13 protein-coding genes are annotated in these 14,761 nt (G+C 65.5%); 10 read left to right on the plus strand and 3 right to left on the minus strand.

All coding sequences use genetic code 11. The features are described 5' to 3' along the window. Positions 1-564: 564 nt before the first annotated feature. The 8 genes from ACYQ26_RS12385 to ACYQ26_RS12420 all read left to right on the plus strand — a co-directional run bounded on the left by ACYQ26_RS12385 (position 565) and on the right by ACYQ26_RS12420 (position 11,231). Positions 565-2,637 (plus strand): PrkA family serine protein kinase, encoded by a 2,073-nt coding sequence (locus ACYQ26_RS12385; protein WP_459809206.1) that lies wholly within the window; start codon positions 565-567, stop codon positions 2,635-2,637. 1 nt (position 2,638) lies between these two features. After that, positions 2,639-4,924 (plus strand): PrkA family serine protein kinase, encoded by a 2,286-nt coding sequence (locus tag ACYQ26_RS12390; RefSeq protein ID WP_459809207.1) that lies wholly within the window; start codon positions 2,639-2,641, stop codon positions 4,922-4,924. Next, positions 4,915-6,249 carry a YeaH/YhbH family protein gene (locus ACYQ26_RS12395; RefSeq protein WP_459809208.1) on the plus strand — a complete coding sequence of 445 codons (1,335 nt, stop codon included), beginning with the start codon at positions 4,915-4,917 and terminating at the stop codon, positions 6,247-6,249. The genes ACYQ26_RS12390 and ACYQ26_RS12395 overlap by 10 nt, the downstream gene beginning before the upstream one ends. Further along, positions 6,242-8,278 (plus strand): SpoVR family protein, encoded by a 2,037-nt coding sequence (locus tag ACYQ26_RS12400; RefSeq protein WP_459809209.1) that lies wholly within the window; start codon positions 6,242-6,244, stop codon positions 8,276-8,278. The genes ACYQ26_RS12395 and ACYQ26_RS12400 overlap by 8 nt, the downstream gene beginning before the upstream one ends. 98 nt (positions 8,279-8,376) lie before the next feature. After that, positions 8,377-9,225 carry a HEAT repeat domain-containing protein gene (locus ACYQ26_RS12405; protein WP_459809210.1) on the plus strand — a complete coding sequence of 283 codons (849 nt, stop codon included), beginning with the start codon at positions 8,377-8,379 and terminating at the stop codon, positions 9,223-9,225. Between the two features lie 104 nt (positions 9,226-9,329). Continuing rightward, positions 9,330-9,731 (plus strand): secondary thiamine-phosphate synthase enzyme YjbQ, encoded by a 402-nt coding sequence (locus tag ACYQ26_RS12410; protein ID WP_459809211.1) that lies wholly within the window; start codon positions 9,330-9,332, stop codon positions 9,729-9,731. Positions 9,732-9,918: 187 nt separating this feature from the next. Further along, positions 9,919-10,365, plus strand: a complete 447-nt coding sequence (locus ACYQ26_RS12415; RefSeq protein ID WP_459809212.1) for a response regulator — start codon at positions 9,919-9,921, stop codon at positions 10,363-10,365. A gap of 143 nt (positions 10,366-10,508) precedes the next feature. After that, positions 10,509-11,231, plus strand: coding sequence for an SDR family oxidoreductase (locus tag ACYQ26_RS12420; protein ID WP_459809213.1), 723 nt, complete (start codon positions 10,509-10,511; stop codon positions 11,229-11,231). A gap of 58 nt (positions 11,232-11,289) precedes the next feature. Here the strand turns inward: ACYQ26_RS12420 and ACYQ26_RS12425 are convergent, their stop codons facing one another. Then, positions 11,290-11,640, minus strand: a complete 351-nt coding sequence (locus tag ACYQ26_RS12425) for a hypothetical protein (RefSeq protein ID WP_459809214.1) — start codon at positions 11,638-11,640, stop codon at positions 11,290-11,292. Positions 11,641-11,820: 180 nt separating this feature from the next. On the opposite strand from ACYQ26_RS12425, the gene ACYQ26_RS12430 reads away from it, so the two are divergent. Further along, on the plus strand, positions 11,821-12,060 hold the full coding sequence (locus ACYQ26_RS12430; RefSeq protein WP_459809215.1) for a helix-turn-helix domain-containing protein: 240 nt from the start codon (positions 11,821-11,823) through the stop codon (positions 12,058-12,060). Between the two features lie 206 nt (positions 12,061-12,266). Here the strand turns inward: ACYQ26_RS12430 and glnA are convergent, their stop codons facing one another. Further along, complete coding sequence (gene glnA / locus ACYQ26_RS12435; protein ID WP_459809216.1) at positions 12,267-13,622, minus strand: type I glutamate--ammonia ligase; 1,356 nt, start codon at positions 13,620-13,622, stop codon at positions 12,267-12,269. A gap of 279 nt (positions 13,623-13,901) precedes the next feature. Beyond that, complete coding sequence (locus ACYQ26_RS12440; RefSeq protein WP_459809217.1) at positions 13,902-14,174, minus strand: DUF8106 domain-containing protein; 273 nt, start codon at positions 14,172-14,174, stop codon at positions 13,902-13,904. A gap of 228 nt (positions 14,175-14,402) precedes the next feature. On the opposite strand from ACYQ26_RS12440, the gene ACYQ26_RS12445 reads away from it, so the two are divergent. Then, positions 14,403-14,753, plus strand: a complete 351-nt coding sequence (locus tag ACYQ26_RS12445; protein WP_459809218.1) for a thioredoxin family protein — start codon at positions 14,403-14,405, stop codon at positions 14,751-14,753. Positions 14,754-14,761 lie beyond the last annotated feature (8 nt).

Genomic DNA, 14,761 nt, shown 5'->3' on the forward strand with positions numbered 1-14,761 from the left:
GTATGCGCCCACGCAGTCGAGCGCGCGCGAGCGCGCCACGCCAGTGCAGGGCCGCCGTTTACGGCAACCGTCTTCGAAAAATGAGGTGTGGTATCAGTTGACGGTGTACGGTTCTGGCAGGATTTGCCTGCAATTAACTGCTGGTAAATACCTTTTGGGGCTAAGATTAAGTACCTGGATTACTCACTCATTAAATACTATCGGTATCCGATCGCCGGACCGATCCACTCCGCGCCCGTCCCCGGCGCACGTCGCGCACGATCGCCGAGTCGGTCGTTGCGCAGCGACGAGTGGTGATAGCTCACACATGACACGACAAACCGCCGCCCGAAGGGGTTCGCGCTCTCCCAGCGCCGCGCTCGCGGAGGGGCGACCGCGTACCGGAGCCGCCGAACGGGTGGACCGGACGACCGGACCACCGTCGAAACGGGCGGGCCGGACGACCGACCCGGTTCGGCTGGGCGAGGCCTCGGCTGGTCGACTGCCGCCTACACCACGTCCGCACACTCCCTGCGCGGTCACGGCCGACCGACGACGGGGGACCAACCAACGAGCAGTGATACAATGAACGGTGACATCGAGACGCTCGAGACGCTCAGTACGGAATACAAGGAATCGATGCCCGCGGACCTGCGGGAGACCAAGTCCTTCGACTGGTACCTCGAAGAAGTGTACGAGGACCCGAAGATCGCCCGTAACGCCCACCAGCGGGTCGCGGACATGTTCGACCACTACGGGACGACATACGACGAGACGGAGGGCATGGTCGAGTACCTGCTGGCCAGCGAGGACCCGCTGCACGACGGGGAGAACACCTTCTACGGGAAGGTAATCCACCAGTCGATCCACGAGTTCGTCAACAAGGTCAAGTCCGGCGCCCGCCGGCTCGGCCCCGAGCGCCGTATCAAGCTGCTGCTCGGCCCGGTCGGGTCGGGTAAGTCCCACTTCGACAAGCAGGTGCGCCGCTACTTCGAGGATTACACCCTGCGCGAGGAGGGTCGGATGTACACGTTCCGCTGGACGAACCTCTGCGACGTCGTCCAGGATCAGGACCCGGCCGACGACACCGTCCGGTCCCCGATGAACCAGGATCCGCTCGTGTTGCTCCCCCTCGAGCAGCGCCAGCGCGTGATCGACGATCTCAACGAGAACCTCGACGCGCCGTACACGATCCAGAACGATCAGGCGCTGGATCCCGAGTCGGAGTTCTACATGGACAAGCTGCTGGCCTACTACGACGACGACCTCCAGCAGGTCCTCGAGAACCACGTCGAGATCATCCGGCTGGTCGCCGACGAGAACAAGCGCCAGGCCTTGGAGACGTTCGAGCCCAAGGACAAGAAGAACCAGGACGAGACCGAGCTCACCGGCGACGTCAACTACTCGAAGATCGCCATCTACGGCGAGTCCGACCCGCGCGCGTTCGACTACTCGGGGGCGTTCTGTAACGCCAACCGCGGCATCTTCTCCGGCGAGGAGCTGCTGAAGCTCCAGCGCGAGTTCCTCTACGACTTCCTGCACGCCACCCAGGAGCAGACGATCAAGCCGAAGAACAACCCCCGGATCGACATCGACCAGGTGATCGTCGGCCGGACGAACATGCCCGAGTACAAGGACAAGAAGGGCGACGAGAAGATGGAGGCGTTCAACGACCGCACCAAGCGGATCGACTTCCCCTACGTACTCAGCTACGAGGACGAGGCCCAGATCTACGAGAAGATGCTCAACAACGCCGACGTCCCCGACATCAACGTCGAGCCCCACACGCTCGAGATGGCGGGCCTGTTCGGCGTCCTCACGCGCATCGAGGAGCCCGACGCCGAAACGGTCGACCTCCTGTCGAAAGCGAAGGCCTACAACGGCGAGATCGACGAGGGCGACGACATCGACGTCAAGAAGCTCCGCGAGGAGGCCGAACAGAAGGCCGAGATCGGCGAGGGCATGGTCGGGGTCTCCCCGCGCTTTATCGGCGACGAGATCGCCGAGGCCATCATGGACTCGAAACACCGCCAGCGCGGGTTCCTCTCGCCGCTGACGGTGTTCAACTTCTTCGAGGAGAACTTAGAGCACCACGGCTCGATCCCGGAGGACAACTTCGAGACCTACTACCGCTACCTCGAGACGGTCCGCGAGGAGTACAAGGAGCGGGCCATCGAGGACGTCCGCCACGCCTTGGCCTACGACATCGACGAGATCCAGCGCCAGGGCGAGAAGTACATGGACCACGTCATGGCCTACATCGACGACGACACGATCGAGGACGAACTCACGGGCCGCGAGCAGGAGCCCGACGAGACGTTCCTACGTAGCGTCGAGGAGAAACTCGACGTCCCCGAGGACCGCAAGGACGACTTCCGCCAGGAAGTGAGCAACTGGGTCTCCCGGCGCGCCCGCGAGGGCGAGGCGTTCAACCCGCAGGACAACGAGCGCCTGCGCCGCGCCTTAGAACGTAAGCTCTGGGAGGACAAGAAGCACAACATCAACTTCTCCGCGCTGGTCAGCGCCAACGAGTTCGACGACGACGAACGCTCCGCGTGGATCGACGCCCTGATGGAACAGGGCTACTCCGAGGGCGGCGCGAAGGAAGTGCTCGAGTTCGCCGGCGCCGAGGTCGCCAAGGCAGAGATGGACAACTAACATGACCGAACGCGACTACGTCACCGAGGCCGACCGCGAACTCGAGGAGACCTACGAGGAGCCGATGAGCCTCGCGGCGTACGTCGATCGGATCTTCGAGAACCCGACCGTCGCCTCCCACGCCTCGAAGTACTTACTCGAGGCGATCGAGGCGGCCGGCACGCGTACGGTGGTCGAGGAGGGCGAGGAGAAGGAGCGGTACCGCTTCTTCGACGACCCGCACAACGACGGCGAGCACGCCATCCTCGGCAACACCGAGGTCTTGAACGGGTTCGTCGACGACCTCCGATCGATCGCCGCGGGCCGGGCGAAAGACGAGAAGATAATCTGGTTCGAGGGGCCGACCGCCACCGGGAAATCGGAGCTCAAGCGCTGTCTGGTCAACGGGCTGCGCGAGTACTCCAAGACGCCCGAGGGCCGGCGGTACACCGTCGAGTGGAACGTCACGACCGCCGAGGCCGGCGAGCGGGGCCTGAGCTACGGCGGCGATCCGACCGCGACCGACGAGCAGAACTGGTACGAGAGCCCCGTTCAGGCCCACCCGCTGTCGGTGTTCCCCGAGGACGTCCGCCAGGAGATCCTCGCGGACTTGAACGCCGAACTCGACGACCACGTCCCGGTGCAGGTCGACGCGGAACTCGACCCGTTCTCCCGGGAGGCGTATGACTACCTCGAGGAGCGGTACCGCCGAGACGGCGAGGAGGCGCTGTTCTCGGCGATCACGGACGACGCGCACCTGCGCGTGAAGAACTACGTGGTCGACGTGGGCCAGGGGGTCGGCGTCCTCCACAGCGAGGACGAGGGCCAGCCCAAGGAGCGGCTCGTCGGCTCGTGGATGCACGGGATGCTTCAGGAACTGGACTCCCGGGGCCGCAAGAACCCGCAGGCCTTCAGCTACGACGGCGTGCTCTCGCAGGGCAACGGCGTCCTCACTATCGTCGAGGACGCGGCCCAGCACGCCGACCTCCTCCAGAAGCTGCTGAACGTCCCCGACGAGCAGTCCGTGAAGCTGGACAAGGGGATCGGGATGGACGTCGACACCCAGATGCTGATCATCTCGAACCCCGACCTCGAGGCCCAGCTGAACCAGCACGCCGACCGCAACGGCATGGACCCGCTGAAGGCGCTCAAGCGCCGGCTCGATAAACACCGCTTCGGCTACCTGACGAACCTCTCGCTGGAGTGTGAGCTGATCCGGCGCGAACTGACGAACGAGACCGACGTCTGGGAGGCGGAAAGCTACGACGAACTCGAGGAGCGGATCCGGGCGCCGGTGACGGTCGCGATCAAGGATCAGGCCGGCGAGACGACGGTTCAGGAGTTCGCTCCCCACGCCCTCGAGGCGGCCGCGCTGTACGCGGTCGTCACGCGGTTAGACGAGGAGAACCTGCCGAACGGCCTCGACTTAGTCGACAAGGCGCTGATCTACGATCAGGGGTACCTGCAGGAGGGCGACACCCGCCGCGAGAAAGACGAGTTCGACTTCGACGACGACGGGGCGGACGGCGACCACGGCATTCCGGTCACGTACACCCGCGACACCCTCGCGGAGCTGTTGCAGAGCGACCGGGACCGCCACCACCCCGATCTGGCGGTCGAGGACGTCGTCATGCCCCGCGACGTGCTGAACGCGATGGCCGAGGGGCTGGCCGAGGCGCCGGTCTTCTCGACGGGCGAGCGCTCGGAGTTCGAGAACCGCGTCGTCCCGGTGAAGAACTACATCTACGACCAGCAGGAGTCGGACGTCATCGAGGCGATCATGCACGACAAGCGGGTCGACGAGGAGACCGTCGCCGAGTACGTCGAGCACGTCTACGCGTGGGAGACCGAGGAGCCGCTGTACAACGACCGCGGCGAGCGCGTCGAACCGGACCCGCTGAAGATGAAGCTGTTCGAGGTCGAGCACCTCGGGCGGTTCTCCGAGGACGAGTACGAGGGGAACCTCCCCCGCGAGAGCGTCCGCAACTTCCGCCGTGAGAAGGTGATTACGTCGCTGAACCGCCACGCCTGGGAGCACCGCAACGAGGACTTCTCCGTCGAGGACGTCGACCTCACCGCGATCCCGGTGATCAAGACCGTCCTCGAGAGCCACGACTGGGACGACGTCAAGCGGACCTTCGAGGACTTCGACCCCCGCCAGTGGGATGACCCGCCCAGCGGCACCGAGACGGCGGCGGTCAAGGAGGACACGATCGAGACCATGGTCGAGGTGTTCGACTACTCGGAGGCCTCGGCCGAACTGACCAGCAGACACGTCATGGGACAGGTGAGCTACAGATGGGACTGAGAGACGACCTCGAACGATTCCGGGAAGTGGGCGAAAAGCGCCGCGAGGACTTAGCCGACTTCATCCAGTACGGCGACCTCGGGGGCAGCGGCCCCGGACAGATCAACATCCCGGTGAAGATCGTCTCGCTGCCGGAGTTCGAGTACGATCAGCGCGACCAGGGCGGCGTCGGGCAGGGCGACGGCGACACGCCCGACACCGGCCAGCCGGTCGGCCAGCCCCAACCCCAGCCGGGTGACGGCGACGACGACGGCGACGGCGACGAACCCGGCGAGGAGGGCGGCGAGCACGAGTACTACGAGATGGACCCCGAGGAGTTCGCCCAGGAGTTGGACGAGGAACTCGGGCTCGACCTCGACCCGAAGGGCAAGAAAGTCGTCGAGGAGAAGGAAGGCCCCTTCACCGACCTCACTCGGACCGGCCCGAACAGCACGCTCGACTTCGAGCGGATGTTCAAGGAGGGCCTCAAGCGCAAGCTCGCGATGGACTTCGACGAGGAGTTCCTCCGCGAGCTCTGCAAGGTCGAGGGCATCGAACCGCGCGAGGTCTTCGAGTGGGCCCGCGGCGAGAACCTGCCGGTCTCGATGGCCTGGATCGAGGAGGCCTACGACGACATCCCCGACGAGGAACGCGGCAAGTGGGCCTCGATCGAGGAGGTCGAGGCGAACGTCGAGCGCGAGGACGTCCAGCAGAAGATCCGCCGGGAGGGGATCGACCACGTCCCCTTCCGCCGCGAGGACGAGCGCTACCGCCACCCCGAGATCATCGAGGAGAAGGAGAAGAACGTCGTCGTCGTCAACATCCGCGACGTCTCCGGCTCGATGCGCGAGAAGAAACGGGAACTCGTCGAGCGCACGTTCACCCCGCTGGACTGGTACCTCCAGGGCAAGTACGACAACGCCGAGTTCGTCTACATCGCTCACGACGCCGAGGCCTGGGAGGTCGAGCGCGAGGAGTTCTTCGGCATCCGCTCGGGCGGCGGGACGAAGATCTCGAGCGCGTACGAACTGGCCGCCGAGTTGCTCGAGGAGTACCCCTGGAGCGACTGGAACCGCTACGTCTTCGCGGCCGGCGACTCCGAGAACTCCTCGAACGACACCGAGGAGCGGGTCATTCCGATGATGGAGGAGATCCCGGCGAACCTCCACGCCTACGTCGAGACCCAGCCAAGCGGCAACGCGATCAACGCCACGCACGCCGAGGAGCTCGAGCGCCACTTCGGCACGGACGACGACGAGGTCGCGGTGGCCTACGTCAACGGCGAGGAGGACGTGACCGACGCGATCTACGAGATCCTCTCCACGGAGAGTGACGACAATGAGTAAAACCAACTCCAACGCCGATCGCTTCCGCAAGCAGGCGATCGCTACCGACCTCGAGGAACCGGTCGAGGAGGCCCGCAACCTCGCACAGAAGCTGGGCCTCGAGCCCTACCCCGTCAAGTACTGGATCATCGACTACGACGAGATGAACGAACTCATCGCCTACGGCGGGTTCCAGACGCGGTACCCGCACTGGCGGTGGGGGATGAAGTACGACAAGCAGCGCAAGCAGGGCCAGTACGGCGGGGGGAAGGCCTTCGAGATCGTCAACAACGACAACCCGGCCCACGCGTTCCTCCAGGAGTCGAACACGCTGGCCGACCAGAAGGCCGTCATCACCCACGTCGAGGCCCACTCCGACTTCTTCGCGAACAACGAGTGGTTCGGCCTCTTTACCGACGGCCGGGCCGACGAGGAGCAGGTCAACGCCGCCGCCATGCTCGAGCGCCACGCGCGGGCGATCGACGACTACATGTCAGATCCCGACATCGACCGCGCAGAGGTCGAGAAGTGGATCGACCACTGCCTCTCGCTGGAGGACAACATCGACCAGCACCGCGTCTTCCAGCGCCGCCTCGAGGTCGACGGCCCCGGCGAGGACCTCGAGGACCTGGACGACGACCTCGCGGAGAAACTCGACGAACTGAACCTCTCCGACGAGATCAAAGGCGAGGTGTTCGACGACGAGTGGCTCGAGGAGCTCGAGGGCGAGGACGGCGGCGTCACCTTCCCCGAGGAGCCCGAGAAGGACGTCCTCGCGTTCGTCCGCGAGCACGGCAAACAGTACGACGACGACGCCGAGCGGGCCGTCGAGATGGAGGAGTGGCAGCGCGACGTCCTCGACATGATGCGGGCGGAAGCGTACTACTTCGCCGCCCAGAAGATGACGAAGGTGATGAACGAGGGGTGGGCCGCCTACTGGGAGTCGACGATGATGACCGACGAGACCTTCGCCGGCGACGACGAGTTCATGAACTACGCCGACCACATGGCGAAGGTGCTCGCCTCCGGCGGCCTGAACCCCTACAGCCTCGGCATGGAGCTGTGGGAGTACGTCGAGAACACCACCAACCGCCGCGAAGTGCTCGAGCAACTGCTCCGCGTCGAAGGGGTTTCCTGGCGCAACCTCACCGACGTCGTCGACTTCGACGACGTCCTCGCGACGCTCGAGCCGCCAGAACCGATCGACACCATCACCCCCGAGACGCTGGACGCGCTCGAGGAGGTCCCCGACGAGTGGATCGACCGCGAGGCCCTCGAGAAGGCTCACGAGGGCGAGATCGACGTCGAGAAGTATCCGTGGAAGGTGCTGACCTACGAGGGACTGGCCCGACGGCACTACTCGCTGGTCAAGCGCCAGCATCGGGGCTTCCTCTCGCGGGTCAATCAGAACGAACTCGAGCGGATCGGCCGCTACCTGTTCGACGACGCGCGCTACTCGTCGGTCGAGGAGGCGCTGGACGACGTCGACTTCACCGCGGGCTGGGACCGGATGTTCGACATCCGCGAGAGCCACAACGACGTCACCTTCTTGGACGAGTTCCTCACGGAGGAGTTCATCACGGAGAACAACTACTTCACCTACGAGCACTCGCAGGCGACCGGGCAGTTCCACGTCGCCAGCGACGCCGCCGAGGACGTCAAGAAGAAGTTGCTCCTGCAGTTCACCAACTTCGGGAAGCCGACGATCGCGGTCTACGACGGCAACTACAACAACGCCAACGAACTCCTGCTGGGCCACCAGTACAACGGCGTCATGCTCGATCTCGGCCAGGCCAAGGAGACCCTGAAGCGCATCTTCGAGCTCTGGGGCCGGCCGGTGAACCTGCTGACCATCGTCAAGGAGGTCGACGAGCACGACATCGAGGTCGCGAAGCGCCGCAACCGCGAGCCCGAAGCGAAAGAACGGGGCAAACTGATCCGCTACGACGGCGACGAGGTGACCGTCGAGGACGTGCCGTGGGAGGAGGTCGAACACCTCGCGGCCGACGACGTCGACTACGACACCAAACCCGAGGATTGGCTGGCCTGAACGGCCGATTGACTTCCGTCCCCGTCCGTTTCTTTCACGGATCCGTGAATTAAACAGACAGAAGATTTTTACCGCCGATAGAATATGGAGCGCATGTTATGGATGGGGATGGGGGCGAGGGCAGCGCGCAACTCCGGCGTTCCGCGGACTCGGATGCGGAGACGGATCCGAACCCGAACCGAGACTCGAGTTCGGCGCCGAACGCACCCGCGGAAGCGACCGCGGAGTTCAACCTGCCGACAGTCCTCGCACGACTCGACGCCGCCGACGTAGACGAACAGCGACGGGCCGTCCGAACGATCCGGGCGCACGTCGACGACCGACCGGACGCCTGTATCCCGGCCGTCCCGAAGTTACGGGCGCTGCTCGAGCGACCCGACCTCGAGTGCCGCGAGGCGGTCGCCTACTGCCTCGCGGAACTGGCCGAGGAGTCGGCCGCCGACGTCGCACCGTCCGCGGACGAGATCGTTTCGTTCGCGGCCGACCGACCGTCCCACCCGGCGACGGCCGACTGCTGCCGGTGTCTGGCCGCGATCGCGAGCGAGCGGCCGGCCGCGCTCGTCGACCGCGTCGACGCGATCGCGCCGGTCCTCGAGAGCGACGTCCCGGCAGCGCGGGCGGCCGCCGCGCTCACGCTCGCCTGGATCGCCGCGGAGTTCGACGGCTGGACCCGCGGGACGGAGGGTCCCGACGCCGACGGTGGCGACGGCGACGACAGCGACGACACCGGTACCGACGGACGACCGAACGATCCCGTCGAGCCGGTGCGCGACCGACTGCTCGCGCTCCTCGAGGACGATCGCGCTCGGGTCCGGAAACGCGCCTGTCTCGCGCTGGGGTACGGCGAGGTCGCGGCGGCGCGCGATCGGCTGGCCGACCTCGCGCGGACCGACCCCGATCCGGCAGTTCGGGATCGCGCCGCGTGGGCGTCGGACCGGCTCCGGTAGTCCGGGTGCCGACGCGGTCTCGAGTCGCCGGCGACGCCGAGGCCGCCGAAGCCGCGACCGCCGAAACCCCAATCAAAAGGCCGCCGGCTCGCGTACGCTCGCGTATGCAAACGGCGTTCACCGTCGACACCGACGCGCGGCTCACGACGGTCGATATCACGGACCAGGTCGCGGCGGCCGTCCCCGAGGACCTCGAGACGGGGACCTGCACGGCGTTCGTCGAACACACGACCGCGGGGCTCGTCGTCCAAGAAAACGAATCGCGACTGCGCGAGGACCTCGAGTCGTTCCTTTCGGAGCTGGTTCCCGACGAGGGACACGCACACGATCGGCTGGACGGAAACGCGGACTCGCACCTGCGCGCGACGCTGCTCGGGCCGGCCGTGACGATCCCGGTCACGGACGGCCAACTGGCGCTCGGCACCTGGCAGTCCATCCTGCTCGTCGAGTGTGACGGGCCGCGAACGCGGACGGTCTCAGTGACGACGGTCGGCGAGTCGGATTAGCACCCGTTATCGCCGCAATCGAGAACCGACTGAAATCACCACGTATTGGGGTCAACGGTTCGACTCTCCGGTCCAAACCCTTTAGCAAGTACTCTTAAACGCGTCCCGCGACTACCCCGAAGTGAGCACCTGATCCGATGTCCTCCGCCCCATTCAGCCGCCGTCTCTCCGCTCGTGGTGATCCGCCGTGAGCGACCGGTTCACCGAACCCGTCGAAATTCTGCTCGTCGAGGACAACCCCGGCGACGTCCGCCTCATTCAGGAAGCGTTCGCGGCCCTTCCGACGGAGGTCACGCTGTGCGTCGTTACCGACGGCGACGACGCGCTCGCCCTCCTCGAGGACCGCTGGAACGGGGGCGAGACGGCGCTGCCCGATCTCGTCTTGCTGGATCTCAACCTGCCGCGCGTGGGTGGCCTCGAGTTCCTCGAGACGATTCAGGACGAGCCGGCGTTCGCTCGACTGCCGGTCCTCGTGTTGACGAGTTCGGAGGCCCACGAGGACGTCCTCGAGAGCTACGAGCTCGCCGCCAACGCCTACCTCACGAAGCCGACCGATCCCGACGAGTTCGCGTCGATGGTCGAGACGATCGCGGAGTTCTGGTTCCGGCGCGCCGCGCTGCCGCCGATGCCGTAATCCGGGTGAGCGCCGTCGGAACCTGTGACCGCACCTGCGCCCGCACCCGTATCTGCATTCGCATCCTCGATCGCGGCGAATCGCCGCGAGGTCCGTTCCCGCTGCCCCTGACATTGATCCGTTCGGCCGTTGCACGATCGGCCATGGCAGCCGACAAACCATTCACCGTCGACTTCGACGACACCGTCGCCGTGATCACCGGCGCCAGCGGCGCGCTCGGCAGCGCCGTCGTCGACCGCTTCCGGGACGCCGGCGCGACGGTCTGTGCCGTCGACGTCGTCGCCCCCGACGACGACGATAGCCTGCTCGAGCCCGACGAGGAAACCCACTTCTACGAGGCGGACCTCACTGACGAGGACGACGTCTCGGCGCTCGTCGATGAGATCGTCGACGACCACGGTCGGATCGACCACCTGCTGAACATCGCCGGCACCTGGAAGGGCGGCGACCCGATCGCCGAGACCGATCTCGAGGAGTTCGAGTTGCTGGTCGATATCAACCTGAAGACGGCCTTTCTCGCGTCGAAACACGCGCTGCCGCACCTGCAGGAAACCGAGGGGGCGATCGTCAGCGTCAGCGCCCGCTCCTCGCTCGAGGGCGGCGAGGGCGACGGGCCGTACCGCATCACGAAGGCGGGGATCCGGATCTTCACGGAGACGCTCGCCGAGGAAAACGAAGGGACCGTTCGCGCGAACTGCGTGATGCCGAGCGTGATCGACACGCCCGCGAACCGGGAGATGATGCCCGACGCGGATCACGATACGTGGGTCGATCCGAGCGAGATCGCGGACGTGATGGCCTTCCTCTGTAGCGACGGGGCGACGGTGACCAGCGGCGCTGCGGTGCCGGTCTACGGCGAAGCCTGACCAGGGTTAGGAGTCGGAGTCGAGGATCGAGGGTCGATGGTCCAGGGTCGACGCCGCGCTAGTCGGTACCACGGCCAGTTGCGTCCGCGCCGTCCCCCGACAGTTCGACGGTCTCCGATCTAATCTCGTCGCCCTCCCGCCACTGGTAGTATCGGTATTTCGTCCCCGCGATTTCGGTAACCGTCACCGTCGCGCGTTCCGGAACCCCCGGTGGGTAGCCGTCGGTGTCACCGTCACCGTCACTCGAGCCGGTCCCGTCCTGGGTCGATTCGATCCACGCGGCCAGATCCTCCGCGTACGCCGCGACCGCGGGCAGCGACTCCGGCTTCTCTCTCGCCAGCTCCGCGATGGCGGCGCGAAGCGAGGGCTCGAGGGCGGCCGGCGGGCGCGGCCGGTCGTCGTCTGACATCGGTCGCGAGTTCGTCGCGAGCGATAAAATGGGCGCCGGTTGCGGACCGGTCGGTGGAGCGCGGCCCTCCCGCGGTGATTCGGGCCACCGTTGATATGCCAACTATTAATACCTGATATCGGATATATATTCAAGCGCAGTACAGACTTATATATCAGCGCGGAGTCCTTCCTCCTGACAATGCAGGCACAGGAGCACCGCCCCACGGAAACGCCCCGAATCGAACCGGTTCCCGACGAGATCGAGTCCGCGCAGGCGAAGCTCGTGTACGTCTACCTCGCGGCGACGGGGAGCGCGACGGTCGACGAACTCCGGGAGACGCTGGCGCTGAAGAAGGTCACGCTGTTGAGCGTGCTGCGCTCGCTGATGCGGATCGGCGTGGTCGAGAAGGACGGCTCGACCTACGTCGTTACGGCGTGACTGGTTGTCGACGGAGACGTCCGTAACTGCGTCGAGTCGGTCGCTCGAGCGACGAGCGATAGCGGCGACGCAGAACCGGACACAAAAGCGCGACGCGAACCGCAAGCGGCGAGTGACGGTGACGAACGGCGAACCGCGAGGGACGAGACGTCCTCGAGCGCGGACCCAACGAACTCGGATCGTCGCGAACCGCGACGAAAGCCGGCTCAGTACTTCTCGAGGTAGCGGTCGAGTTCCCACTCGGAGACGTCGACGAGGTACTCCTCGAACTCCTGGGTCTTCGCTTCGACGAACTTGGGCGCGACGTGCTCGCCCAGCGCGTTGTAGATGACCTCGTCGTTCTCGAGGGCGTCGACGGCCTGACCGAGGTTCGACGGGAGCGTGTCGATGCCGTACTCCTCGCGGGTCTCCTCGTCGAACTCGTAGATGTTCTCGCGGATCGGGTCGGGACACTCGAGGTCGCGCTCGATGCCGTCCAGCCCGGCGTGGATCATGGCGGCGAACGCGAGGTAGGGGTTACACGACGGGTCCGGCGAGCGCAGTTCGATGCGGCTCGCGGCCGGGACGCGGGCGGCCGGCTTGCGGACCAGCGCCGAGCGGTTCCGGTCCGACCAGGCGACGTAGACCGGCGCCTCGTAGCCCGGCACCAGGCGCTTGTAGCTGTTCACGGTGGGGTTCGCGACCGCCGTGATCGCCGGCGCGTGCTCGAGGACGCCCGCGAGGTACGAGTGGGCCTCGTCGCTGAGGTTGAACTCGTCGTCCTCGTCGTGGAACGCGTTCTCGCCGTCCGCGGTCATCAGCGACATGTGGGTGTGCATGCCCGAGCCGTTGATGCGCGGGATCGGCTTCGGCATGAAGGTCGCGTGGAGGTCGTGCTGGGCGGCGATGGCGCGGACGACCATCCGGAAGGTGGCGACGTTGTCAGCCGTCGCGAGCGCGTCGTCGTACTCGAAGTTGATCTCGTGCTGGCCGCGGGCGACCTCGTGGTGGCTAGCCTCGATTTCGAAGCCCATGCTCTCGAGGCCGTAGATGATGTCCCGCCGGACGTCGCTGGCGAGGTCCTTGGGCGCGACGTCGAAGTAGCCGCCGTGGTCGCCGGTCTCTGTCGTGGCGTTCCCGTCTTCGTCCTCCTCGAACAGGAAGAACTCGGGTTCGGGGGCGAAGTTGACGGTGTAACCCATGTCTTCGGCGCGTTCGAGGGCGTTCTTCAGAACGCGGCGCGGGTCGCCCTCGAACGGTTCGCCCGTGGAGGTGTCGTAGACGTCGCAGATCATCCGGGCGGAGACGCCGTCGTTGTCGTTGCGCCACGGGAGCACGGCGAACGTATCGGGGTCCGGCACGAGGCGCATGTCCGACTCCTGAATGCGGACGAACCCTTCGATCGAGGAGCCGTCGAAGTAGATCCCCTCGGTGAAGGCCTTCTCGGCCTGTCGCGCCGGCACGGCGACGTTCTTGACCGTCCCGAGGATGTCGGTGAACTGCAGGCGGAGGAAGTCGACGTCTTCCTCCTCGATTTTCTCCAGTACGTCTTCTTCCGCAGCAGTCAGGTTGTCACCTGTCATCTTCTACTCGAATAGGACAATGGATTCTACTATTAAAGCTCTACTGTTGTGGGCGAATATACTCGGATCGAATCAAAATTAGTCAATCGTCCGGTTCAATCCCGGCATGACCGGCGCCGCTGTGAAGTACGTTCGCAAAACGGAGACAAAATTTGAGAATGTTCGCGATGGTGTCGGAAACGGGGTGTACATTCGTCTGGATATGCACGAACGACCAACAGATCGGCCGTTCACCGCGCGCGGGTCGCGGCTCCCGCGTCGGAGGAAGCGAGACGAAAATCAACTAGAAATTCGCTCGAGCGCCCGACGACGGCGACGTTCGGCGTCGGTGGCCGCGCGTTCGCGGCCGCCGTCGCTCCGGCGGTCGTCTCGGTCGTCGCGGCGAGGCCGTTTCGTGATCGTCGTCTCGCAGACCGGACAGACGTAGACGACGGTCCCGTCGTGCGCGCGGCGACGCCAGTCCCCGTCGATCGGACTGGTGTGATTACATTCCCGGCAGAACAACGTCGATTTTCGGCGCGTTACCGCCTCGTAGGTGCCGGATTCGGTCATTGGCGGTCCTAGGCGTTCGACGTATAAATGTCCTTTCTGTGATGATTATCGATCCAGTACGCGTCGGCCGCCGTCGCGTCGGCCCGGCGCGGTTCGAAGGTGGGCATTCGAATCCGTATAGAGCGTATAAGTATTGGTCGAACGGGCGATTTCCGTGTGCGGACGTCGCCATGGCCGTCCACCCTCGCCGTCCGATATCCGTATCCGTCCGGCGACCCAACCGCGCGTATGAACGACGCCGCAACGAAACCGGTACGGCTCGCGGACGGATCCGAGCTCGAGGCGTTCGTCGACCGGCACGACGTGGCGCTCGTCGAGTTCTACACGAAGGGCTGTCCGAAGTGCCAGGCCATGGAACCCGTACTCGGCAACGTCGCGCGGTCGACCGGCGTTCCGATGGGGATGCTCAACCCCGGCGACGACCTCGCTCTGGTCGACCGGTTCGATATCGAGTCCGTCCCGTCGCTGCTCCTCTTTCGGGACGGCGAGCCGGTTGCCCGCATCGCGGACGGCTTCGTCGGCGGCGACGAGGTGACCGATTTCCTGACCGATCACGCGCCCGACGCCGTCGAGGAATAGGCGTTCGG

The sequence above is a fragment of the Halopiger thermotolerans genome, from assembly GCF_054654555.1.

Coding starts and splice junctions, on each gene's coding strand:
- ACYQ26_RS12405 (WP_459809210.1), top strand. CDS start 8,377: ATGGATGGGGATGGGGGCGAGGGCAGCGCGCAACTCCGGCGTTCCGCG.
- glnA (WP_459809216.1), bottom strand. CDS start 13,622: ATGACAGGTGACAACCTGACTGCTGCGGAAGAAGACGTACTGGAGAAA.
- ACYQ26_RS12445 (WP_459809218.1), top strand. CDS start 14,403: ATGAACGACGCCGCAACGAAACCGGTACGGCTCGCGGACGGATCCGAG.
- ACYQ26_RS12430 (WP_459809215.1), top strand. CDS start 11,821: ATGCAGGCACAGGAGCACCGCCCCACGGAAACGCCCCGAATCGAACCG.
- ACYQ26_RS12390 (WP_459809207.1), top strand. CDS start 2,639: ATGACCGAACGCGACTACGTCACCGAGGCCGACCGCGAACTCGAGGAG.
- ACYQ26_RS12440 (WP_459809217.1), bottom strand. CDS start 14,174: ATGACCGAATCCGGCACCTACGAGGCGGTAACGCGCCGAAAATCGACG.
- ACYQ26_RS12425 (WP_459809214.1), bottom strand. CDS start 11,640: ATGTCAGACGACGACCGGCCGCGCCCGCCGGCCGCCCTCGAGCCCTCG.
- ACYQ26_RS12385 (WP_459809206.1), top strand. CDS start 565: ATGAACGGTGACATCGAGACGCTCGAGACGCTCAGTACGGAATACAAG.
- ACYQ26_RS12420 (WP_459809213.1), top strand. CDS start 10,509: ATGGCAGCCGACAAACCATTCACCGTCGACTTCGACGACACCGTCGCC.
- ACYQ26_RS12400 (WP_459809209.1), top strand. CDS start 6,242: ATGAGTAAAACCAACTCCAACGCCGATCGCTTCCGCAAGCAGGCGATC.
- ACYQ26_RS12395 (WP_459809208.1), top strand. CDS start 4,915: ATGGGACTGAGAGACGACCTCGAACGATTCCGGGAAGTGGGCGAAAAG.
- ACYQ26_RS12410 (WP_459809211.1), top strand. CDS start 9,330: ATGCAAACGGCGTTCACCGTCGACACCGACGCGCGGCTCACGACGGTC.